The following is a 24,647-nucleotide window of genomic DNA, read 5'->3' as shown; positions in this document are numbered from 1 at the left end:
AATTCATGGAGACGGTTCCGTGACCTCTGCTAACTCATTCGCGTTTGACCGCCGCTCCTATCGAAAACTGAACGGTTCAGCGTAAGCGCCCGCCTTGTTCCAAAACTTCGTCGATTGCGTGTGGATCTTCTTGAGTGAGGGGTTGGCGAGGTCTCGCTCATGAAAAGGTATAACCACATGCGCTTTGGCGCGTGAGAGTGCCACGTTGATCAGCCGCCTCCCTTCGGCTCCATTGAAGAATGTGCTTGAAGCATCGACGGGGTCAACAATAACCAAGGTCTTCTCACTGCCCTGTGCACGGTGAATAGTGCTCACGCTGATCTGAGGGTGGTTGCGGCGGAGAAATTGTCGGATCAGTGCAACTTGCGCTCGATAAGGCGTCAGGACCGCGATGTCAGTAGGGTCTACGTATGACCCGGCCAGCTGATCGCAGGCGTTCAGCACCAGCTGCGCAGACTCGAAGCGGATGAAGCCGCCATACTTGGTCGAGTAGGTCGCCGGCTCTTTGACTTGATCAAAACATATCCGCGGGACCTCACGGCCATCGACAAAGAAAGCGCTGCGCTCGCGTTTCCAATCTGCATCCTTCACTGCCTTTTTGCACACACGCAGGTCGCCATCATAAAACGTCGTGCCAATCGCGGTGCAGATCGCTTGCGTCATGCGCGACTGCTCGTTTAGCCTTATCGTATGAACGTGATCGAAGATGTCGAAGGCAGTTCGCGTGAGCCTTCTGTGCACGCTCTTGTTGTCGGTGCGCGCGATCGGGGAGAGCTGGTGGGGGTCACCCGCAAAGATCGTTTGCTGGCCGAGCGCGGTCACCATCATAGCCGCTGGGCCGAGAACTTGTGACGCCTCATCACACAGCACGAAGGGAAACGCAGGCTCGCGCAAGAACTCATGCCAGCGAACAGCCGTCGCTACGGTGACGCCTACGACGCGCGCAGCAGCTGCTGTTTCCTGTATGTCAGCGCCAAGGCTTCGTCTCGCAGCCGCTAGCTGATCCTTCCACTTCACGTATTCGACGATCTTACTCTTAGGTGGTTCGCTTGCTTCGAGCATGAGATACTCAGTGACGCGGTCGGCTATTCCGTCAGCGAGAAGATGCGGTCGATCGGCATATTTCTTTGGGTCGAAATGTGCTCCGACACGCTTCACCTGCCTCGCGAGATCATGCCGCCCCAAGCGCTGCAAACAGTGATCGATCGCAAGAATAGCAGTATCGACAGCGACGTTTGTAGGACCGACAACGAGAACACGCCCCTTCTCCCACCTCCGCAAGAGGTAAGAGGTCATCGCGCCGATCGTATAACTTTTACCCGTTCCCGGCGGCCCGATCATTATCGAGCAACGGTAGGCAGTGCCCTGGACCGCAAGCACCTGACGTTCTCGCAAGTCGCTGTAGTCGTCTGGTAACGGCTTAATCAGCTGGAGCGGCTCCAACTGCTTTTTTGATTGCCGCAGACGTTTGGCGGCGAGATTCGCCATTGGGCCATTCCACATGTCGATAAGTGGACCGAGGAAATCATTCTGGAATACCCATGCGGTTTTGCCTGCATCGGGCATGCGGCCCTCGACCAGTTGGAGGACGATGCGCTCCTTGTCGGGATCAACCATCTTGATGAGACCGCCTTGGTCCAGCTCTACACCCCAGCGGATGCGAGCACCTTCGAGACCTTCATCAAGCGGTAGCTTGTTGCGTGACTTGCCCGGCTTGACAGAGAGAACGATCAGATCCTCCTCCCACTCCGCGTTCAACACCTCGAACGGTGCGCCCTGCATATTGATCGCACGTTCACCGGCCAATGCATTGACTATGTCAGCGCGGGTCAGCGCCATGCATCATCCCCCAACAACCACCCGTCACAAGTCACTAACATCTTTATGTTTCTGTTTATGCACTCACGCAATACTTGTCTTGCTTGGCGACTGAAAGAATTCGCCGTAGGGGTATGCACATGAACCCCGTAGAGATTGCAGACGCTGTATCAGAGCTTGTTGAGCGGCCGTTCGATGCTGCCGAATTTCCATTTCAGTTCCTGACTGCTTTCGGGAACAAGAAAACCACGATCGATCGCCTGCGTAAGGGCTCCACAAATCAGTCGGATGTCGCAGGCGGCGTTCTTCAGCGCAGCAACATTCACATTGCCACCTGCGCGGCTGGTGCGACGGCGGATACGCTTTCTGCGCTACGTGAGAGCCCCAAAACGGCCAGCCAGAAGGCGAAGTTCATCCTCTCCACTGATGGCGAGCACATCCATGTGGAAGACCTCTCAAGCGGCGAACTGATCGTCTGTGAGTATGAAGATCTGGTCGAGCATTTTGGGGTTCTGCTGCCCCTTGCCGGCGTCACCACCGTTCCGCAGATCAAAGACAGCACGATCGACATTCGTGCGACGGGGAAGCTGAACAAGCTCTACACGAAGCTGCGTGAGGACAATCCAGATTGGGAGAACCGCCGCGAGGACATGAACCATTTCATGGCACGGCTCATCTTTTGCTTCTTCGCCGAAGACACGGACATATTTCATCCAAGCTATAAGTTTACCGAAACGGTTACGACCATGAGCGGCGGCGGTGCGGACAACACTGCCGAGGTTATCCAAGAGCTGTTTCGCGCCATGAACACGCCGATTGCCGATCGCAAGACGGCCGGCATCAAGAGCTGGGCTGACGGCTTCCCATACGTGAACGGCGAGCTGTTTAGCGGCAGCATCGACGTTCCGTATTTCAGCGGGACATCGCGCGGTTATCTCACGCATATTGGCGGTCTCGACTGGACGAGGATCAACCCCGACATCTTCGGCTCGATGATTCAGGCGGTCGCTGATGATGAGGAGCGCGGCGCGCTCGGCATGCATTACACCAGCGTGCCGAACATTTTGAAGGTCTTGAACCCTCTGTTCCTCGATGACCTGCGAGCGAAGCTGGAGGAAGCCGGCGATAACGGTCGAAAGCTTGCTAATCTACGCAACCGGATGGCGAAGATTAGGGTGTTCGACCCAGCCTGTGGCAGCGGTAACTTCCTCGTCATCGCCTACAAGCAGATGCGTGAGATCGAAGCGGAGATTAACTGTAGGCGCAGCGAACCCGACCGCAAAACTGATATTCCAAGTACCAATTTTCGCGGAATCGAGCTCCGCGATTTCCCTGCCGAGATTGCGCGCCTTGCGCTCATCATCGCCGAGTATCAATGCGATGTGCTCTATCGCGGTCAGAAAGAAGCCCTGGCCGAATTCCTCCCGCTCGACAGCGAGAACTGGATCACTTGCGGCAACGCTCTTCGCCTCGACTGGCTGAGCGTCTGTCCTCCGACAGGAACAAGCGTGAAGGTTAGAGCAGATGACCTTTTCGAAACGCCGCTCGATCAATCAGAAATCGACTTTGAGAATGCTGGTGGGGAAACCTACATTTGTGGTAATCCGCCTTACAAGGGAAGTAAGTGGCAATCGGATGCGCAGAAAGCTGATCTCGCCAAGGCTTGGAGCAAGCATCGGCAACTTGCGCGAAAGACTGACTTTGTGTCTGGCTGGATTGCGCGCTTCTTGGAATACGCACACGTCGTGCCAGGGACGGTCGCTGCATTTGTGACTACGAATAGCATATGCCAAGGGCAGCAGGCTTCGGATATTTGGCCCGTTGCGTACATAAGCGACATTGAGATTCGGTTCGCACACACCCCATTCAAATGGCAAAATCTTGCAAGTCATAATGCCGGTGTGACGGTCATAATTGTGGGGCTTGGCCGCAAATCAAAAAAACCGAAGTTCCTCTTTGACGATGCAGGTATGGTCCGCGAGTGTAATGTAATCGGGCCATACCTTGTGCCAGACCAGAACGGCGTGGTCAGAAAATCAAATCTCCCAATTGGCCCTCAATCGACGATGCTATTTGGCAACATGCCCCGCGATGGTGGACACCTATTTTTGACATCTGAAGAAGCTAAGCGGCTCGCAGATGATGCATCAAGCAGGCGGTTTGTCCGACGTTTTGTCGGCTCAGAAGAGCTGATCAATGGAAAGCTTCGATATTGTCTTTGGATCGAAGATGACGACGTGGAGGCGGCACACGAAATCCCTTTCATCAAAGACAGGCTGTCCAAGGTTGCTCAAAATCGAGGTCAATCACCTGCAGTTTCAACGCGTGAATTTGCTAAACGACCGCACAGGTTTGTTCAAATTGCAGGCAGAGCAGAGAATGCCGCAATAGTCGTTCCGCGAGTATCGTCTGAAAATCGGGATTATTTGCCAGTCGATTACCTAGCTGACAACTACGTCATCGGTGATCGCAACTTTGCTCTCTATGATGCACCGCTGTGGAATCTCGCTGTCATAGCTTCAAGATTGCATTGGGTATGGATCGGAACTGTATGCGTCAGGATGCGGACTGACTTTTCCTATTCAAACACTCTGGGCTGGAACACATTTCCTCTGCCATCTTTGACCGAAAGACAGATGGCAGATCTTACACGTAGCGCGGAACGCATTTTACTAGCGCGTGAAGCGCACTATCCGGCTACCATCTCGGATCTATATGCTGCTGGCGAAATGCCTGACGATCTCAAAAGGGCTCACGAGCAGAATGATGAAGTCGTCGAAAGAATCTTTTTTGGTAAGAAGATCCCAAATGACACGGAAAGGTTAGAACGATTGTTCGCATCGTATGATGCTGCAGAAAGTAGAGGTGATGAGAGCTTATGACTGCCTTTGCTCACGACTTTGATGATGATGTCTCCACGCTCTCTGAGTTGCGTCGGATGGCAGATTCCCTATCACCTAGTGAATTTTTGGGCTGCTACGCTTATGCCCGCCAATCCGGCTTTAGAGCGTTTGATCTGGCTTTCGGGACGGATTTTTGGAATGACACCAGCTCTCGCTGGCTATTCGGTATTGACTATGGCCGAACCGACCCAAGGGCTTTGCGCGCAATCTCGGATCAGGCGAACACAGAAGTCAGAATATTCGACGGTAATTGGGTCCTTGAGCAGGAGGGTTTCCAGCCCCGTAGGGATTTCCATGCCAAGATCGCGTTCATGAAGGGTCAAGAAGGCACGGCAATAGTCCTAGGTTCAGGCAACTTCTCATACAACGGCTTGCGACGCAGTATCGAAGCGGGAGCTTCACTTTTTTCGGTCACATCTGCCGACCCGCCTGTTCTGGGAAATGCCAAACAAAGGTTTGAGGAACTTTGGACAGTCTCGACGCCCCTTGAAGATATCCTTGAGCAGTATGAGTTTCGTCTCGCGGCCAGCAAATCCGAAAAGGACTCCAAGGTCCCCAAGGGGAAGGCAAAAGTTACAAACCGATTTTGGATCGAGGCTGGTTACGTGACGAAGAACCGAGGTAATGACAAACCTGGGAATCAAATTTTCTTCCCTAAGGGTTTTCACACCTTCTTCGGGCTGAAAGGGAAGAAGAACCCAAAGAAAAATTCAATCATCGGATCGGTTACATTCAGAACCCCTGTCGGCGACGATGTCACTAATGTGCTGCGTTTCAACAGAAACGGCATGGAAAAAATCTCACTCCCAATGCCTGAAACTCATGGCTTCGGAGTCTATGATGGTAAGGTCTTGGTCTTTGAGCGATCTTCAAAAGGTGTCCTGATGAATGCTCTTGAAGCTCAAGAATTTGAGAACCTTTTTGGGAGCAAGATCCATAATGTCATGCAAATGACGGGCGGGCGTCGCTATGGAGCAATCAGCTAAATGTCGAAAGTAATACCAGCCGTCAGCTTCCAGACAGCACGCACCGGGGCATCTGCCAAAAATAATGAAATGGGCATGCGCCCAATGCAGGAGCGTGCTTACGAATACCGCGGCGAGCAATACCTGCTGATCAAATCACCACCAGCTTCGGGTAAATCGCGCGCGCTTATGTTCATCGCGCTCGACAAGCTGCATAATCAAGCGGTGATGCAGGCGATCATCGTGGTGCCGGAGAAGTCGATCGGTGGCAGCTTCGCCGACGAGCCGCTCTCGAAGTTTGGCTTTTGGGCAGACTGGAACGTCAAGCCGAAGTGGAACCTCTGCAACACGCCGGGAGAGGACGAAGAGCGAGCCGACCCATCAAAAGTGCGCGCCGTTGGGCAGTTTCTCGAAAGCGACGACAAGATCCTTGTTTGCACACACGCGACCTTCCGGTTCGCCGTTGCGAACCTCGGCATAGGGGCATTCGATAACCGTCTCATTGCTGTTGATGAATTCCACCACGTATCGTCAAACCCAGAGAACAGGTTGGGCAGTCAACTCGCCGAGTTGATCACACGCGACAAGGCGCATGTCGTCGCAATGACGGGTAGCTATTTTCGAGGTGACGCGGAACCTGTCTTGCTACCGGAAGATGAACTCAAATTTGAGACGGTGACCTACACGTACTACGAGCAGCTGAACGGTTACGAGCACCTGAAGTCGCTCGACATTGGTTACTTCTTCTACACCGGAAAGTATCTCGACGCGATCGAAGCGGTGCTTGACCCGACCCGCAAAACGATCGTGCATATACCCTCGGTCAACGCTCGCGAAAGCACGAAGGACAAGGTCAAGGAAGTCGAACACATTATGGAGAGTATCGGGGAATGGCAGGGCGCCAATTCTGTCACCGGATTCCATGAAGTGAAAATGGAAGATGGTCGGCTGGTCAAGGTAGCCGACCTGGTGGATGACAGCGATCCTGCTCGCCGCTCGAAGGTGCTGGCTGCGCTGAAAGACCCCAAGCATAAAAACGATCGCGACCATGTGGACATTATCATTGCACTCGGCATGGCCAAAGAAGGTTTTGACTGGATCTGGTGCGAGCATGCGTTGACCGTCGGCTATCGATCCAGTCTGACAGAGATCATTCAGATTATTGGCCGCGCGACGCGGGATGCACCAGGAAAGGCAAGCGCCACTTTTACCAACCTGATTGCTGAACCTGATGCCTCAGAAGCGGCAGTAGCAGATGCGATCAACGACACCTTGAAGGCGATCGCTGCGAGCTTGTTGATGGAGCAGGTTCTCGCGCCGCGCTTCAATTTCACGCCGAAAGACATGGGGCCGATTGAAGATTTTGATTATGGTCCCGGTGGTTACAAAAAGGGCGAAACCAACTTTGGCGTGAATGACTCGACGGGGCAGCTGCACTTCGAGATCAAGGGGCTTGTTGAGCCAAAGACGCCTGAAGCGTCGCGGATTTGCCGCGAGGATCTGAACGAGGTCATCACCGCGTTCGTGCAGGACAAGAGTGCCCTGGAGCGTGGCCTCTTCGATGCTGAGCACGTAGGCGGTGAAACCATGCCGCAGGAACTAACCAAACTGAAGATGGGGAAAATAGTTCGTGACCGCTATCCCGACCTCACTGATGAGGATCAGGAAGCCGTGCGCCAGCATGCCATAGCTGCCCTCAGCATTACTCAGAAGGCCAAGGAGCTGGCTGCAACAAGCGATACCGCCGACGATGACCCGAACCAGGAACGTGCCAATACCGCTTTAATAGATGGTGTTCGCAAGTTCGCCATGGACGTGCGCGATCTCGACATCGATCTTATCGATAGCATCAACCCGTTCCAAGCCGCCTACTCAGTGCTTGCAAAATCGATGAGCGAAGGCACACTCAAGCAGGTCGCATCTGTAATTTCAGCCAAGCGTACTACTATCTCTGTAGATGAAGCGAAGGACCTCGCTTTGCGCGCCGTCCGTTTCAAGCGCGAGCGTAGCAAGCTTCCAGAGATCAGTTCTACGGATGCTTGGGAAAAGCGATTGGCAGAAGGTGCAGCCGCGTTCGTCCGGTATAAAGATGAGGGTCGCTATGACTGACGACCTCGACGCTCTGCGCACAGAACTGGACGCTTTCGCCAAGTCAAAGCCGAAGCGAGCCAACTTTACGCCTCGCGAAGAGCGCATCATTGGCGGGTTCGAGGATATTCTACGTTTCTTCGAACAGCATAGTCGCGCTCCGCAGCATGGGGAAGAGCGTGACATATTCGAGCGGCTATACGCGGTGAGGCTCGATCGTCTTCGCTCATCCGAGGAATGCCGAAACCTGCTTGCCGATCTTGACGCCGATGGTCTGCTTGACGTCCAAGGTCAGCCGTCTGCCCTATCTGCTGAAGAAATTGATACTGATCAGTTGCTCGCCGAGCTGGGCGATGGGCTGGAAAGCGGCGATATTCGGAACCTTCGGCATGTTCAAACCCGCGCCGAAAAGAAAGCTGCCGAGGAAGTTGCCAGCCGTGAGAAGTGTCCCGACTTTGAAGAATTCGAGCCTCTGCTGAACCAAGTGGCTGCCGATATTGCAAGCGGAGTACGTGAGACGCGGAAGTTCGGGCTGAAGTCTGAAATCCAGCAAGGGCGCTTCTTCATCGTTGGCGGGCAAATCGCGTATGTGGCTGAAATGGGTGAGACCTTCATCACCGATCATGGGCGCTCCGATGCGCGACTGCGTGTTATCTTCGACAATGGTACGCAGAGCGAAATGCTCATGCGGTCGCTCCAACGTTCCCTCAACGCCGATGGCGATGCCGGGAGGCGCGTAGTTGAGGCTGACGCTGGACCATTGTTCTCTGGTGAGCACGAAGAGGGCGATCAGGCGAGCGGCACGATATATGTGCTCCGTAGTAAGTCTGATCATCCCACGGTAGTGAAGCACCAAGAGGTCTTGCACAAGATAGGGGTGACAAACGGAAAAGTTGAGCAGCGCATCGCCGGAGCTCGTTTACAATCGACCTACCTGTTAGCCGACGTCGAGATCGTAGCCACCTATGAGTTATTCAACGTAAATCCTCACAAGCTGGAGAAGCTAATTCATCGGTTTTTTGCTGATGTTGGTCTAGACATCGAAATACCCGACCGTTTCGGTAATTTCGTTCGGCCTCGTGAGTGGTTCTTGGTTCCGCTTCCGATCATCGACAAGGTCGTGGAGCTCGTGAAAGCACGCACGATCACACGGCACCGCTACGACGCCAGCACCGCAAGCATATTGCCCGTTTAGAAGAAAGACCTTGCCGTGAAGTGGTGTTCCATTCACGGCAAGGTCATTGTGATCGATTACTTCATCGACCAGCCGACATCATCATGCCACTGCACAAGTCCGATGGGGCCAAATTCGAGCAGTGCTGGCAATCCGCGCAGCCCCTCATTCTTGAGGCCGATGGTGCCGTCTTGGACATTGAAGACACTATCCCCACCCTCTTCAAGCTCCATGCAATCGCAGTAAACGGCCACAGCGAGATCAAAGGTCGGGGCGATGACAAAGTGTGTGCCGCCCACCATTTCCTCGATCCGATACAAGCGCAGCTTTGGTGCCGGAATGGCATGAGCGATCCAACCGATTGGCTCGCAATAGCTCGCCAGACCTACTGGAGCGCTCTCAAGAAGCGCATCAAGACCTTTGCGCTGATCAGGTGGGAGGGTCTCGTCAACGCGCTCCAGAGTAAAGCCCTGGTTCTCCTCGTTGAGCGCCAGTTCGTTTGCGGTGACGATCTCTTCGGCTCGCTGCGGGTCAGGGGCCAGCACAAAGCCTGTGACCTGCCGCTGTGCACGAGAGATGGTGACCTGATACAATTCAAATTTCATTGAGCATTACCTTCTTGGTTGGTGATGCTCGTTTGGTAAGCGATCTGCGTTTTGGACGCGGGTGGGCAATGCAGTGGCAGCGGTGGGAAGTGGGCGCCGGGAAGAGGTTGAGCGATTCAACCAACGACGATCACTGAAATTCTTATTAAAGAGCTGTAAAATAAGAATTAAGGTTCCGAGCCGGTGAATGTGTGAATGCGCCTAGCTGGAAATTTTTGCGTGAATCAGGTCAACTTTTGTACAACCACTCTCAACTTGGCCACGGATTGAAATCCTCCCGAAAATCCTAGCGGCGGTCAGATGTTTGCTTACCGAGATGAGTAATCGCCAGCCCAAGCCCTCTGCCGAACTCGCCTCTAAGCTTAGCATGGATTGCCGGGCAAACTCCGCGCAAGACAAGATCACTCCGTAGGATTCTTGCCTCACTCCGAGAGGTTATTGTTTATCAATAAGAAAATGCGACAAAAAGAAGCACCGCTTCCATACTCTGTAAGAGTATACATTATGGTGAGTATATGTGAGTTATCTTATATAGGTTACATGTGAGTATATGATTCCATGGAGCATATTCGCGCGCAACGCGCACGCACACGTATACGCGCTAGGGGACAACAACATTCGATTGATAACATCCGGCGCTCAAACAGCCACCCTTCAGAGTGACCAGTTCAGGCCGCCATTCCGACGATGTGTGTGGAGAGGCACACAGATTGTTTCTTAGCGCCTTTTTGATTGTCGCGGCACCCAGGTAGCATAAACGTTCATTTCGCCTTTCAGAGGCGATCCTAGGCTGCCTGACGGCATGTTCAACCGCTGACGTGAGCGCCATTTCATCGAGAGCGTACCTTTAGCGCCAAGATATTGTCGGAGCCGTTTCGATGATAGAACCGTCACACGTCATGCAATCTTCTCACACTCCGAGGAGTTATTGTTAATCGATAATAAAATGCGACAAAAAGAAGCACCGCTTCCATACTCTGTAAGAGTATACGGTATAGTGAGTATATGAACTATGATTCTATGGGTTACATGTGAGTATATGATTCCATGGAGCATATTCGCGCGCAACGCGCACGCACACGTATACGCGCTAGGGTACGAAGACTTTTTACCTTTTTGTCCGGCGTGGAGGACGGGGCTGCTCGAAAAAGAAAGATTTCAGTGAAACGCGGTCATCACTAGATAATCCATTTTCTACGATACCTGGCCGCCATTGGCGAACGAGCTCCATTACGGGTAACTCTTGGACGGAAAGCCAACGACGTGCTGCCTCTGCGTCACTTGCTACCTCTCGCAAAACGCGGCGCTGGCTCTTGGAGAGATCTTTAAGCGCCTTGCCCAAAATGACCTGAAGTTCTTCGGCAAGCGGGTCACTCCCAGTAGCTGGGTCAACGGCCGCACCCGACAACAACGACCATTCCACCTCTGGATGCCGCTGCTCCAGAACGGCGCGCAAGAAAGTCGGCTTGTCGATTCCGAGCACATCCGCGAACTGCTCCGCTCTGTCGAGGGGGATCGGAACCCTGCCAAGCGACATGTGACTTAGCACCACAGCCTGTTTGTATTCCATCATTTTTGCAAGCTTGCGAAGGCTCATGCCCCTTTCTTCGCTTGCGCGCTTCAAAGCCGCTGACAGCATCTTCGCAGCGGCAGTTTCCGCTAAGCTCTGATCTCTAACACTCATTGGATCTGTGTCAGCCAACACGCTCCGTGTGTCAATTCGCTATCGACTCTGAACACGGTGTGTGTTAAATAGCACTCACATCAACGTTCGCCTGAGCCAAAGGGCGCCCCGATGGCGCAAACGGCGACCAATCAAGGATTAAAAGAAATGCAACGCAAGACTCTCAAAGTGAAAGAAGTGGCCCAAGCATTGGGTATAAGCAGAACGACTATCTACAAACTCATCAGCCAAGGCGAACTCCAGCGTATCAAGCTGGGTGCAAGTACACTCATCGCCGCGGAATCGGTTGATGCCCTCCTCCAACGACACGCTGTCTAAGGGGAGTTGACTTTGGCACTAACAGTTAAAGCAATCGAGAGCGCACAACCTGCCCTGAAAGATCGCAAACTCGCCGACGAGAAAGGTCTATTCCTCCTGATCGCTAAGACCGGCTCGAAGCGCTGGCACCTGAAATATCGTTTCGACGGTAAGGAAAAGCGGATCGCGTTCGGCGCATACCCGGAGGTCACCCTTAAAGCAGCTCGATTCAAGCGCAATGAAGCTCGTGCGCTGCTTGCGGACGGGATTGATCCTTCTGCAGATCGCAAGACACGCAAACTTGAAGCACAGCTGACGCGCGGCGATACGTTTGCCGTGATCGCTCGCGAGTTGATTGCAAAGCGAGTAGCGGACGGTGAAGGAGGAATCTCTAAGACCACCGAAGATAAGACCGTTTGGTTGCTTTCACTGCTTGAACCAAAGCTGGGAGCCATCCCGATCCGCGAAATCAGCGCACCTATGCTTCTCTCGGTTATTCAAGATGTTCACGAGTCCGGTCGGAGAGAGACTGCAAGACGCTTGCGTTCGTTCGCAGGGCGAGTGTTCCAGTTTGCCATTGTGACGGGGCGGGCCGAGAACAATCCGGCGCCTGCGCTCCAGCGCGCACTGGCTACGCCCGCGGTCCGCCACCATCCAGCGATCATTGATCGCAAAGAGCTCAGCCAACTTCTACGAGCCATCGACAATTATCGCGGTCACGCCTCCACGAATGCCGCGTTGCGCCTTTCTGCGCATGTTTTCCAACGTCCCGGCGAAATCAGGAAAATGAAGTGGGCAGATGTCGATCTCGATCAGGCGGTGTGGACGATACCGGCCGCTGAGACAAAGATGAGGCGGGAGCACCGCGTGCCTCTTTCCCGTCAAGCAGTCGAAATCATTCGGTCGATGGAGCATGTCGCTGATTACAGCATCTATGTGTTCCCAAGCTTCAATCCTAAAAAGCCGCTATCCGAGAACGCGGTCACCGGAGCACTGAAGCGCCTTGGCTATGAGGGAAGGATGACTGCACATGGCTTTCGCACGACTGCCAGCTCCCTGTTGAATGAAAGCAACAAGTGGAACCCCGACGCCATCGAACGCAGCCTCGCCCACCAGGACAGCAATGCTGTGCGCGCTGCTTATAACCGCACAGCTTACTGGGAAGAGCGTGTCGAAATGATGCAGTGGTGGTCCAACGAGCTCGATGCAATTAAACACGCGAACGCGCCGACCTCGTGAGAATGTGATGCCCCCAATTGACCCCCAAATCGACCCCCATTGGGGGCATCAACACGCGAACAACAACGGTCAGCCGCGAACAATCACGTTTCTATTTTTCTATATCTTTCAGCATTTTATTGGGCATTCACGATCAGCGGTGAATGTGAAAATGGTGCCCAGAAGAGGACTCGAACCTCCACATCCTTGCGAATACATGCACCTGAAGCATGCGCGTCTACCAATTCCGCCATCTGGGCCCATCGACGTTCGGTACATTCGTACGAACGTTCAGAAGGAGCGCGCGGATAGCCATCAGGCCTGCGCTATGTCAACCAATATATCATAGATCGCACCCTCTCCGCTCACGCAATTCGCAACCGGTAGCCCTCCGCCAGCCTAAGAGGCCTTTAAAGCGCTATGCCCAAGGGCCCTTGATCGCCAATGTTCGTGTCGGCGCATATGCGTTTACAAAGAACCATTTGCCATCGGGAGAGAAACACCCCCCGGCCAATTCGGTCTGCATTCTAAGGCGTGCAAAGTCATAGGGCCTGCCATCAGGGGTGATGCCGCGAATGTGGTTGTCGACGACATCGGTGTATTGGTCTTCGCACACAAGCAGGTGGCCGTTCGGTGCAACGCACAGATTGTCACCGTAATCGAACTGCTCCTTGCTTTCGCTTTCGAAGAACAGTTCAACCTGATCCGTTGCCGTTCCGCGGCCAGGAATGAACCGGAATATCTGGCCGAGATTGGCCGCTCCGCCACTGGTGGAGCAGAAATAGAAGTCGTTCTTTCCCATATGGAGGCCTTCGCCCCGCGCAATCAGTGCGGCGCCTTGCCCAGCGGCGCGGCTACGTAAATCGTCTTCAGGAGCCTCGACATTATCCAGATCAACCCATTGGACATTGAATGTCTGGCGTACCGGCATGACTGCACCGTTCCAATTGCGGGTATCGGTAAGGCCTTCAATAACCATGGCTTGCAGACGCCCGCCGTCTGATAGCTTACTGGGCGTTTTGGGCAGGAACCGATACAGCACGCCGTTGTCACGGTCTTCGGTCTGATAGACATAGCCTGTTTCGGGATCGACACAGGCAGCTTCGTGGTTGAACCGGCCCATTGCGCGTAGCGGCTCCGGATCAACCAGACCGGTGGCATTGCCGGGGATTTCAAAGGCCCAACCGTGATTGACGGCCAATCCATCACCATAACGCTGGCCCGGGCCGGTGGGTGCCTCCTCACATGTGATCCAGCTTCCCCATGGGGTAACGCCGCCGGAACAATTGCGGATGGTCCCGCCCAATGTCCTGAATTGTCGTTTGACCTCCAAGGTCGCAGCGTCGAGCACAATGTTGGTTGTGCCGCCCGGAACAATTTTCCCGTTATGCGTTCCAAACCCTTTCGCGATTGGACCGCCGGCATCATCGCTCGGTATCAGTTCGTGGTTACGCACCAGCACGATTTCGCCATTACCAATGTCGAGACAGCCCATACCATCTGCTTTGTCAGGGACCGTTCCACCATCGCTCATCGCGTCGCCAAGGCTGGATAGAACGCGATAGGAAAAGCCTTCGGGAAGATCCAGCATGCCGGACGGATCGGGCTGCAGCGGGCCGTAACCTGATGTCGATATGCCCTGCGGGGCGAGCGCAGCACCGCGTGTCATACATCCACTCGCGAGAAGCGCGGCGAACGCTGATCCGGTTGAGGCCAGAAACTGGCGGCGGCTCGTATTTGGCAAGGCTTTCATAGCGGCTCCGTGAGCGAGTGTATCAATTCTGGCGTCTTCTAGCAGTATCGCAGAACTGTGAGAGCTTTTTTTGATGCAGAGGTTGCGCGGCCGAGATTACTGCTCCTCGCTATCGCCCGCTTCTGCTTTGTACTTTTCAAACCAAGCGAGGGTGTAGTCTGTCTTGGCATTCAATCGCGACGGGCGACTGGCGATGCCATGATTGGAGCCAGGAATCCTGATCATCGCGCTGGGCACGCGTAGCAGCTGGAGCGCCTGATAGAATTGCTCGGTTTCCGAGATCGGTGTGCGATAATCAACTTCGCCTGTGATCAGCATCGTCGGTGTTTTGACGTTGCCGACCAATGATAGCGGTGAACGCTGCCAATAATGCTCCAGATGCTCCCATGGCGGACCGGGAAACTGATTGGCAATCTGGCCGATATAGCTGTCAGCGGTGAGGACTTTCGAGACCCAGTTGATCACCGGCTTGGCGGCGACAGCTGCATTGAAGCGATCGGTCAAGCCGACGGCATAGGCTGTTGCAATGCCGCCCGCCGAGCCCCCAGCAATGAACAGGTTTTTCGGATCGGCAAACCCATTGTCGATCGCCCAATCAACCGCCGACATATGATCGGCGAAGTCATCCGGGCTGGAATACTTGTATTTCAGGAGGTTGGCGAATTCGCTGCCATAACCGATTGAGCCGCGATGGTTGTCGTAAATTACGACATAGCCAGCCGCCGCCATGCGTTGAAGTTCACCCGAGAAATGCGGACCATAAGCGAGGTGTGGACCGCCATGAATTTCGATGATGAGCGGATAGGTATTGCCCTCTTCATAACCCGGAGGGGTGATCATCCAACCTTGCACTTCAAGTCCGTCCAGCGACGACGCGTAGGTGAACGAACTGACTTCACCGAGGTCCCGGTGCGCCAATAGATCCTCGTTAAGCGAGGTGAGCCGCTGTGTCCGCCCGTTCTTGAATGAATACAGGTCTGCGGGGCGGTGCGCGCTACCTTTGGTGTAGACCACCGCGCCAGTTCGGCCCGCGTCGTAGGTGCCACTGACATACGGTCTGCCGATGGAGGTGCCCCCGATACCTTCGACAACAGTCCTTCGCTGACCGCTGAGGTTTACCGCGCCGATATTGTTCAACCCGCGGTTCTGGAACGAGAAAGTGATCTCGTTATTTGAAAGCCAATCGATGTCACCGGCCCGTCGGTCCAGACCTTCGGTAAGGTTGCGAACTCCATTGCCATTGCGGTCCATCACAAACACATTGGTTGGAAGGAACGGCTCGCGTTCATTGCCTGTGCCTAGATACGCCACCCGTTTGCCATCTGGTGAGACTGTAGGGCTCGTTTCTGTGCCAGGCGTTTTCGTAAGCTGCCTAAGCGCGGCAGTCTCGACATTCACGGCGAAGACATCGGATTCTCTGGATTGCAGCTCCCAATCGGCGTTGCGATTGGCGGAAAACAGGATTTCGGTCCCGTCTGGTGAGAAGGAGAGTGAACCGCCATGATTGAAATCGCCTGATGTCAGCTGGCGCGCTGAGCCGCCTTCAGATGGAATAACAAACACATGATTGTAAGCGAGGTCGAGAAAGCCCGAGCCGTTGGTTCGGTAGCGGGCGCGGTCGATAACAACCGGGGGCTCCGCCCATTTCGCGCCCTTGGGCTTTTTGGGCTTCGAAACAAGCTGCTCCCCTTTTGCCTCGACCGCCATCGAGAAGGCGAGCGATTGACCGTCGGGTGACCAAGTGAGGCCGCTCGGAGATTCTTCGAACGAGCCGATCAGCGCGGTTCTGCCCGATTGCAAATAGTGGACGTGCAGTGCAGATCGCCCATCTACTCGGCCTATATAAGCGAGCCGATTGCCGTCCGGTGACCAGCGCGGCGAACGGTACGAATTCCCATCGGCCAACAGTGGCTCATGCAGCGTCCCGTCGAGATTGACGAGCCAGACCTGCGACACCGTCCGGTCAGCCATAATGTCGTTCGAGCGGCGGATATAGACCGCCCGCTGACCATCAGGTGAAACCTGCGGCTCATCCGCCCATTCCAGTTCGAAGACATCCTCCGCTGAAAAGAGGCGAGGTTCATTTTCAGCCGCCGCTGCGGAAGCCAATCCGGAGACTAGGAGAGCAGGAAACCAGAAATGTCGCATGGGGAGGCACCTTCGTTCGTTGAGGTCTTGTTGTGTCGCGTTGTGATGAGGTTCAATATCCGGCGGCCTGCCCGTCTTTGCGCATTTCTGTTGCGCCTGAAAGGACCCCGGTTTCGGGATTGCGGGCAATCGCCTGATACCCGCCGAACATAATGCCATTGCTGACCACGCGGACATTGTGACCCATTGCGCGCAATTGCTCGACCGTCGCGGCGGGTATACCCGGTTCGACATTCAATGTGCCGAGAGGGTCGGACGCAGGGCCGCCCAAGGCCTCGGTCGGTTGTCTGCCACCATCGTGGTTTATCCGTGCGGCATCGCCAGCTTCTTGGATATTCATGCCGTAGTCGACAATATTGACCAGCACTTGGATGTGCCCCTGTGGCTGCATCCCGCCGCCCATCAGACCTAACGTCATATATGGCTTGCCATCCTTCTTTACAAAGGCAGGGATGATCGTGTGAAACGGGCGCTTGCTCGGGGCGTATGCGTTGGGATGATTCGGATCTAGGCTGAAGAGTTCACCGCGATCCTGAAACATGAAGCCGAGGCCATCGGGCACAAGCCCGCCGCCCATGCCGCGATAGTTGGACTGGATCAGGCTGACCATCATGCCGTCTTTGTCTGTTACGGTGAGGTATGTCGTGTCGCCTTCGCCTTCCAGCTTTGGCTCGCCCGGGCCGAATTCGGTTGTGGCCCGTTTGGGATCGATCAGTGCGAAGCGTTCCCGGCCATATTCCTCACTCAGCAAATCCATTGGAAATCCGAAGAAATCCGTGTCGGCATAGAAACGCGCGACATCGGCATAGGCCAACCGCTTTGCTTCGGTGATGTAATGGATCACCTCAGGGCTGCCGCGTTCCCATTGGCGCAGATCAACGTTCTTCAGGATGTTGACCATTTGCAGCGCGGCAAAGCCTTGCCCGTTCGGCGGAAGTTCGCACAGCTCAAACCCATCGCGATATTCAGCGCAGGCGGGCTCTACCCAGTCGCTTGAATGCGAGGCGAAATCGTCCAAGGTATAGGCAGAGCCCTGACGTTGGAGATAATCCACCATGATCTTGGCTAGGTCACCCTTGTAAAAAGCGTCGCGTCCGTCCCGGCCAATCGTTTCCAGTGTTTGCGCCAAATCTGGGTTCTTGAACACTTCGCCAACTGCGGGAGCGCGATCGCCTTCAAAATAGGTCGCGCGGGCATTGTCGAATTCAAAGTCGTAGCTCTGGAGACGTGCATTGTAAGCGGCACGGCTGCGTTCCAGATACATGGCGATGACAGGCGCCACCGGATGCCCTTCGCGCGCGTAAGAGACAGTCGGCGCGAGGACATCGTTCATCGGCAACCTGCCAAACCTTTCATGCATCGCAAACCACGCATCGACCGTGCCCGGTATTGTTACCGGTAACGGGCCAACCGGGGGAAGGGAGGTCCGGTCGCCCAGCTTGGCGAGAAGATCGTCGAGCGTTTGTCCCTTGGGAGAGCGGCCAGAACCATTGATGCCATAAAGCTGGTCGGTCTTTGGATCGTAGATGATCGCATAGAGATCGCCGCCGATCCCGTTGCCGGTCGGTTCCATCAAACCCAATGCGGCGTTTGCAGCAATAGCGGCATCGACAGCGGTGCCGCCGTCTTTGAGGATATCAAGTGCGATCTGGGTTGCCAGTGGATGCGCAGTGGCAGCCATACCATTGGGGGCAATCACCGGACTGCGTGACCAATTCGCACCGACCGGTCGTCCGCCTGAACCGATTTGCTCCTCGACCGGCTTTTGCTCTTCCGCCGCAATCGGCGTCGCCGCTAACCCAATAGCGGCGAAAGTGGACATGACCGCGAAACGCATAATGCTCTCCCAAACAGGTGTTCTGGATGAGTTATGCATGATTGAGCGCCGTTTGCACGCAAACGTTCTCGAACGGGGAAACCTTGTTATGGCGCGAGCGGCCGTGGTCTAAGAAAGCCGCTCCAAATTGGTCGGCCTGGCGCGACGGGTTTCAGCGAAAGATCACGTTACCGCTCGCGCACTTGCGCTACGAATGCGTCGATCTGTTGATCAAGGATGCTGGCTTGCTTCTCGAGGTCATTCGCGCTGCTCAGTACCTGACTCGCGGCGGTGCCAGTTGAAAGCGAAAGCTCCCTTACATCATCAACGTGACCTGCAACTTTCTCTGTGCCTCGTGCGGCAAGATCGATGCTGCGGGCCAGATCCTGACCGGCTACGGATTGCTGATCCACAGCGCTGGCGATGGAAACGGCTGAAGTTTCAAGCTCTCTGACTTGGTCGGCAATCGATCGCAGTGCTGAAACACTCGCGCCAGTTGTGTTCTGCATCGCGCGAATCTGATCTGCGACTTGCTCGGTCGCGCGGCTGGTTTGCATCGCAAGTTCTTTTACTTCGCTTGCGACGACTGCAAAGCCTCGGCCGGCCTCGCCGCCGCGCGCTGCTTCGATAGATGCGTTAAGCGCCAGAAGGTTGGTGCGCTGCGCGATCGTCTGAATCAATTCGACAATCTGTCCAACCTGATCGGCGGAATCTGACAGTGCGGAGATTGTTGTGTCGGCTTCCTCTGTCGCATCGCTCGCCAGCCGTGCAAGTTCGCTGGATGACGTGGCCTGACGGCTGATTTCGTTGATGGAAAGAGCGAATTCGTCGCTGGCGGCTGCTGCAGAGGTGGCTCCTGCATTGGCCTCCGCCATGTCCTGCGACAGTTCATTGGTGCGCAGACTGGTATGTTCCGCAACGTCCTTCATTTGCGACGCGGTCGTATTCAATTCGGTCGATGCCGTTGTGACCCGATCGACAATTTCGCCGACAGACTGTTCAAGCTGCCTTGCGATATCAGCTAACAGATTGGCTTTGCGCTCTTGGGCTTCCTCTTGCTCGCGCGCGCGATCCAGCTGCGCGCGAATTTCAGCATCCGCTCGCTCTGCGCGCTCGCTGGCCCAGACCTCCATCTGTTGGCTGGCTCGTTTGAACAGGGTCAATGATTGAAGCATATCCCCGATCTCGTCTTGGCTTTGGCGCCCAGAAATTTCGAAGCTGCGGTCTCCCTTGGAAAGCCGTTTCATGGCCGTGCTGATCTCCGACAGGGTGCTTGAGAAACCACCCGACAGGTAGTTCAAGCCGGCGAGCAGAATGAGCACACCTATCAGACCAAGCGCGATGACAATGGCGATCATGGTGTAAAAGTAGTCGAGACCCGTCTGTTTGATATCCGAACCGAACACCGAAAGGTCTTGGGCAAAGCGATCCGCCTGAGAATAGAGATCGTCGCCCTGTTCGGACAATTGATAGGCGAGGGCGGTCACTTCGGGGCTGCGCCCTTGCGGACCAAGCCGCTCGGTCAAAGCCACAAATGTTGCGTTGTATTCAGCCAAGTTTGCGCGCGTGTCATTGAGACGCCCAGAAAGCTGCGGTGCATGCTTCTGGATTATTGTTTCAAGTTCGCCGAGCTGTTGCTGCGCGGCTTCGAACGTTTCGCTTTGTCGTTGAAACGCGTCGCCTTCTCCGCCGAAAATGGTTCTAACTGTGTTGTAGCGTAGCTCTCCGGTCGCACCACGGAACTCTACCGCAGCCACCACCCCAGCGTTCACATCAGTAGATGCCTGATACCGGACAAGAAGCTCGCTCATGCCCAGTGTCAGCACTAGCGTCATTGCGAAGCAGACACCGAAAAAGGTGCCGAAGACGGCGTGGATCTTGCCTCTAATGCTAAGATTGCCGAACCATGTGAAGCGATCGAGAAAGCTCGGTGGAGCTGTTGGAGAATCTGCATGCCCGCCTTCGGCCTTAAAATCGGCCTCAAGCTCGGTGACATAATCAGGGACGGCAAATTCTTCCCGCTGATCCCGATTGCTGATCATATTCATTGACGACGTACCCTGTCCGGAAAAGCTCTACGGCTATTCCTGAACGAGAATGCTTTCCAAAACCTTTCCAGCGGCATCGGAATATGACCGCAAACGGCAGTTATCCGGCGCGAATGCTGCCGAGGAATTCATTCACATGACTGCGCAAGGTGGTGGCTTGTTCTTCAAGATCGGTAGCGCTCGAAAGCACTTGGCTGGCAGCCGAACCTGTTGACAGCGATAGCTGGTGAACTTCGTCAATGTGACCAGCAACCTGTTCGGTCCCGCGTGCGGCCAGATCAATACTGCGAGCAAGATCCTGACCTGCGACGGATTGCTGATCAACTGCGCTAGCAATTGAGACAGCCGTTGTTTCAAGCTCTTGAACTTGGTTCGAGATGGATCGCAAGGCTGAGACACTGGCACCTGTCGTGTCTTGCATCGAACGGATTTGCTCACCGACCTGCTCGGTCGCACGGCTGGTCTGCATCGCGAGTTCTTTCACTTCGCTTGCAACAACTGCAAAACCGCGGCCAGCTTCTCCGCCCCGAGCTGCTTCGATAGATGCGTTAAGCGCCAAAAGGTTGGTGCGCTGCGCGATCGTCTGAATCAATTCGACAATTTGCCCAACCTGATCCGCTGAATCCGCCAATGCGGAAATGGTCTGGTCGGCCTCGTTCGCGGATTCTGTGGCGCGCCGCGCGAGTTCCGCTGACGATGCAGCCTGCCGGCTGATTTCGCCGATCGACATCGCGAATTCATCGCTTGCGGCCGCAGCTGCTGTGGCGCCTGTGTTTGCTTCGCGCATTGCCACGGCGACTTCATTTGTGCGTTCGCTGCCCTGTTCGGCAGAGCTGGCCATCATGGTCGATGTGGTTTGAAGTTGAGAAGATGCCGACGCAACGCCGCTGACGACATCGCCAACGGTGCGCTCGAATTGATTGGCAAGGTCGCGCAACGCCGCTTCGCGTTCCATTTGCGATTCTTCGCGCTGCAATTGCAGCCGGGTCTGTTCTTCCAATTCTAATGTCGCGCGATCTGCACGTTCGGTATTAAGCCGTGCGAGCTGAATACTGGCGAGACGAATTTCTTCGATCTCATTGCCCAGAACGCCATATTCATCGATGCGATCCCGGTGGGGCACAACGATGTCGCTCTGGCCTTGCGAAATCCGCTGAAGACAATCGATGAGCTGCCGTGAGGTGCGGACGATATCGGTTCGAATTATTGAAAAAAGCACCAGTGTTAGCCCAACACCAACAGCGACGGAGCCAATCAGAATGTAGCGGAGCATATCCGCCTCGGCAGAAGCTTTGGCGATAGATGCCGCATCGCCTGCCTTCAGATGATGCGAAACATCGCCTAGCAAAACAAATGAGAATGCCGCGGTCAGGATTACCAGCGAAAGCGGAGCACCAACTGTCAGCAAGAGTTTTGCCATCGTTCCAAGGCGCCGGAAACTGTTTGTGACAAGGCCAACGTCCTGATCATACCGATGCGCATCGGCGCTCGGTTCGTGCGAGTTTGGCGTGGCCGCTTCAATCGCGCTGGTTTCGTCTTCGACAGAAATTTGCTGCAGTTCGCTCATGCGGCCTGCCCCCCCTTTAATGCTTCGACAGGATTCGCTGCCTCGTTCTGTTGATTGATCAATCGATCGACCTCTTCAGCAGGCATGGCTTTGTAGTAGAGCCACCCTTGAATTTGATCTGCACCGGCGAGCCGAACCATGTCAGCTTGTTCAGCCGTTTCGACACCTTCAGCGGTCACGCCCATTTTTAGCGCTTGCGCGAGTGCGATACTGGAAAGCATCATCGCTCTGCTGCCTTCGTCTTCGCAAGCCTGAACAACCAGACTTCTATCCAGTTTCAGTTTCTCAAACCGGAATTGACGCAGGAACCCGATTGATGCGTAGCCGGTGCCGAAGTCATCCAGCGAAATGCGAACGCCAAAGCCGCGGATCACGTCCAAACTGCGCTCAGCAACCACCGGATCGAGCACGAGGCAAGTTTCAGTCACCTCAAGCTCCAACTGGTGCGCTGGATAGCCAGTCTCTTCCAAAATCTCACCGAGCTTGATTGGGAATTCTGGATTGCGCAGCTGTGCTGCCGAGATGTTCACAGACAGCGAGATATTGCCCCAACGCATCGCATCGCAGACCGCCTTGCGCAGCACCCAGAGCCCGATCGGGTTGATAATGCCGCTTTCCTCGGCGACAGGAATGAACACATTGGGCCCGATTTTCTTGCCGTCTTGACGCTCCCAGCGGAGCAAAGCTTCAACGGCGACGATGCTTCCTTCGTTCGCATCAACAAGCGGTTGATAAGCGAGTTCGAACTCACCTTCGGCAAGTCCTTTGCGAAGGTCTCCTTCAAGCTCGCGAACAGCTTCACGGCGTTGATCGAATGTCTCGTTGAACCACGTGCACCGCATTTTTCCGCCGCGTTTTGACATATACATCGCAACGTCGCTTCGGCGGAGCATTTCCGATGAACTCAAACGATTGTTGTTATCACAACGAGCAAGGCCGATGCTGGCACCAACCTGGATGTCGCGGCCATCAATGTCGATTGGTGTGACAAGCTGTTGCAACAACGAACGGCACATCCCTTCAAGGATTGTACCAGCGGCTTGACCGCCCATTACAACTGCAAATTCATCACCGCCCAATCGATAGCAATTGGCTTCGTCACCGCACACATCGCTGATCAATTCAGCGCATTGTGTGATCAATAGATCGCCAACCGCGTGGCCGTAGTGATCGTTGACCTGTTTGAAGGAGTCCAGATCAATCAGCGCGAGTGCGACTTCGCCTTCTTTGACGGAAAGTTGTTCAATATCACTGTGCAAGCTGCGGCGGTTTGGCAAATCGCTGAGGCCATCGTGGCCGATGACCTCTTCCAATTTTTCGATATGGGCGAAGCCATTGCGACCAAGAAGGACGAGCGTTGCGGCGTAAACGAGCAAACCAGCGATGAGCAAAGCTGCCGGCGAGGCGAAAGCGATTTGGTCGCTTGCAATCACCACAAGCACGATGAGTGCGGTGACAATCGAAAGGACGGCAAGTGGGGTCAGCACCAAGCCAGCTTTTGAAAATCGAAGAGGCTTTCCCTGTGATAGCACAACTGCTTCCCGTAGTTTGCGAACGCCAAAGATGCCGCGCGAACGTGACATCCGAATTTATACGTAGATTCCTAAAGAGCATTGGCTAACGAAGCGTAAACCAAGCCAGTCAAAGTCGCGTTTTTGGCCAGTTGAGAGCTGAGCTAAGGTTAAGAAACTGCTGTGTGTGGGATGCGAGCGGAGGCTCGTTCAACTGTGTACATGCTCGCCCGCTTGGGCAGCGGCCTGAATGCCGTTGTTTGGCCTACTACCGTTTCGCCCGCGCCAAGCATCAAGACCCCGTCATCTGCCAACGCGCTTGAGAGTCTGGAAAACGCCCGTTCGCGCATTGCTTGATCAAAGTACAACAGAACGTTGCGGCATAAGATCAGGTCAAAACGATGACGTGATGGCGGTTCCGATAGTAAGTTGTGCTGTTGAAAACGCGATAGAGCCCGGGTTGCTTCGTGGACTTGCCAACCTTGGCTTGTTTCTTCGAAGTGACGCAGCATCTGAGCAATCCCGAGGCCGCGTTGAACTTCGAACTGGCTATAGACACCATTGCGTGCGGCGTTGATGACTCGGTGCGAGACATCGGTGCCCAGAATTTCAATCGTCCAGTCTTTCCAGCGGTCTGCTGAATCCACAAAGAGCATGGCAAGCGAATGAACTTCTTGTCCGGTTGAGCAGCCCGCGCACCAGATTGAAATGCGTTTCGTGTCTTTCCGGCGCTCGGCGATCTCCGGTAAGATGTTTTCTGGAAGCTGGTCAAAGGTTGGTTTGTCGCGGAAGAAATAGGTCTCGTTATTCAGCAAAGCTTCTACGACTTGCTGCGACAGGTCCGGTTTGCCTGGACTTCGCATTGGTAAATCCAGCAGACAGACAAGCTGATCCACGTTCGTGATACCATGTTCGCGAAATACACCGGACAATGCCGTGCCTACGCGCCATCGACGGCTCTCGGTCAAATGCTGTCCGGTGCGCGCCTCCAAGAGGTCCGCGATGATCTGATATGATGCCTGACTGACTTCCATGGTCCTATTGCACCTGCA

Annotated in this window: 16 protein-coding genes and 1 tRNA gene; 6 read left to right on the top strand and 11 right to left on the bottom strand. The window is 54.7% G+C overall.

The features are described 5' to 3' along the window. Positions 1-57 precede the first annotated feature (57 nt). Positions 58-1,839 (bottom strand): AAA domain-containing protein, encoded by a 1,782-nt coding sequence (locus MWU39_RS11215; RefSeq protein ID WP_247160096.1) that lies wholly within the window; start codon positions 1,837-1,839, stop codon positions 58-60. A gap of 119 nt (positions 1,840-1,958) precedes the next feature. Here MWU39_RS11215 and MWU39_RS11210 point away from each other — a divergent pair, with 119 nt between their 5' ends. Genes MWU39_RS11210 through MWU39_RS11195 form a run of 4 tightly spaced genes read left to right on the top strand, consistent with a single transcriptional unit; the run spans position 1,959 to position 8,969 of the window. Beyond that, entirely contained in the window at positions 1,959-4,700 is a 2,742-nt protein-coding gene (locus MWU39_RS11210) for a DNA methyltransferase (RefSeq protein WP_247160094.1), read from the top strand. Further along, entirely contained in the window at positions 4,697-5,707 is a 1,011-nt protein-coding gene (locus MWU39_RS11205; protein ID WP_247160093.1) for a hypothetical protein, read from the top strand. Before MWU39_RS11210 ends, MWU39_RS11205 begins: the two co-directional genes overlap by 4 nt. Beyond that, positions 5,708-7,795: a DEAD/DEAH box helicase gene (locus MWU39_RS11200; protein ID WP_247160091.1), complete on the top strand. Its 2,088-nt coding sequence runs from the start codon at positions 5,708-5,710 to the stop codon at positions 7,793-7,795. Further along, positions 7,788-8,969 (top strand): GIY-YIG nuclease family protein, encoded by a 1,182-nt coding sequence (locus MWU39_RS11195; protein WP_247160090.1) that lies wholly within the window; start codon positions 7,788-7,790, stop codon positions 8,967-8,969. The genes MWU39_RS11200 and MWU39_RS11195 overlap by 8 nt, the downstream gene beginning before the upstream one ends. A 56-nt stretch (positions 8,970-9,025) precedes the next feature. Here MWU39_RS11195 and MWU39_RS11190 read toward each other — a convergent pair whose 3' ends face one another. Continuing rightward, complete coding sequence (locus MWU39_RS11190; protein WP_247160089.1) at positions 9,026-9,553, bottom strand: hypothetical protein; 528 nt, start codon at positions 9,551-9,553, stop codon at positions 9,026-9,028. Positions 9,554-10,661: 1,108 nt separating this feature from the next. Continuing rightward, complete coding sequence (locus tag MWU39_RS11185; RefSeq protein ID WP_247160087.1) at positions 10,662-11,237, bottom strand: helix-turn-helix transcriptional regulator; 576 nt, start codon at positions 11,235-11,237, stop codon at positions 10,662-10,664. A gap of 111 nt (positions 11,238-11,348) precedes the next feature. On the opposite strand from MWU39_RS11185, the gene MWU39_RS11180 reads away from it, so the two are divergent. Continuing rightward, on the top strand, positions 11,349-11,555 hold the full coding sequence (locus MWU39_RS11180) for a helix-turn-helix domain-containing protein (protein WP_247160086.1): 207 nt from the start codon (positions 11,349-11,351) through the stop codon (positions 11,553-11,555). A gap of 12 nt (positions 11,556-11,567) precedes the next feature. Next, positions 11,568-12,773, top strand: a complete 1,206-nt coding sequence (locus tag MWU39_RS11175) for a tyrosine-type recombinase/integrase (protein ID WP_247160084.1) — start codon at positions 11,568-11,570, stop codon at positions 12,771-12,773. 152 nt (positions 12,774-12,925) lie between these two features. On the opposite strand, the gene MWU39_RS11170 is transcribed toward MWU39_RS11175, so the two are convergent. The 8 genes from MWU39_RS11170 to MWU39_RS11135 form a co-directional block, all read right to left on the bottom strand. Next, positions 12,926-13,012: transfer RNA gene (locus tag MWU39_RS11170), tRNA-Leu, on the bottom strand. Positions 13,013-13,170: 158 nt separating this feature from the next. Further along, a complete protein-coding gene (locus MWU39_RS11165) occupies positions 13,171-14,505 on the bottom strand; it encodes an alkaline phosphatase PhoX (RefSeq protein ID WP_247160082.1) in 1,335 nt (444 codons plus the stop codon). Between the two features lie 96 nt (positions 14,506-14,601). Continuing rightward, the gene (locus tag MWU39_RS11160) at positions 14,602-16,653 is read right to left on the bottom strand and encodes a S9 family peptidase (protein WP_247160081.1); all 2,052 of its coding nucleotides are present in this window, start codon (positions 16,651-16,653) and stop codon (positions 14,602-14,604) included. A gap of 52 nt (positions 16,654-16,705) precedes the next feature. Then, on the bottom strand, positions 16,706-18,490 hold the full coding sequence (gene ggt, locus MWU39_RS11155; protein WP_247160080.1) for a gamma-glutamyltransferase: 1,785 nt from the start codon (positions 18,488-18,490) through the stop codon (positions 16,706-16,708). A gap of 167 nt (positions 18,491-18,657) precedes the next feature. Next, on the bottom strand, positions 18,658-20,517 hold the full coding sequence (locus MWU39_RS11150; protein WP_247160078.1) for a methyl-accepting chemotaxis protein: 1,860 nt from the start codon (positions 20,515-20,517) through the stop codon (positions 18,658-18,660). A gap of 100 nt (positions 20,518-20,617) precedes the next feature. After that, entirely contained in the window at positions 20,618-22,084 is a 1,467-nt protein-coding gene (locus MWU39_RS11145; protein WP_247160077.1) for a methyl-accepting chemotaxis protein, read from the bottom strand. Then, complete coding sequence (locus MWU39_RS11140) at positions 22,081-23,571, bottom strand: bifunctional diguanylate cyclase/phosphodiesterase (protein WP_247160369.1); 1,491 nt, start codon at positions 23,569-23,571, stop codon at positions 22,081-22,083. The genes MWU39_RS11145 and MWU39_RS11140 overlap by 4 nt, the downstream gene beginning before the upstream one ends. Positions 23,572-23,765: 194 nt before the next feature. Further along, a complete protein-coding gene (locus tag MWU39_RS11135; protein WP_247160076.1) occupies positions 23,766-24,629 on the bottom strand; it encodes a protein-glutamate O-methyltransferase CheR in 864 nt (287 codons plus the stop codon). Positions 24,630-24,647 lie beyond the last annotated feature (18 nt).

It is taken from the genome of Erythrobacter sp. F6033, from assembly GCF_023016005.1.
Lineage (GTDB): Bacteria > Pseudomonadota > Alphaproteobacteria > Sphingomonadales > Sphingomonadaceae > Erythrobacter.
This window is presented reverse-complemented; position numbering and strand designations above follow the sequence as displayed.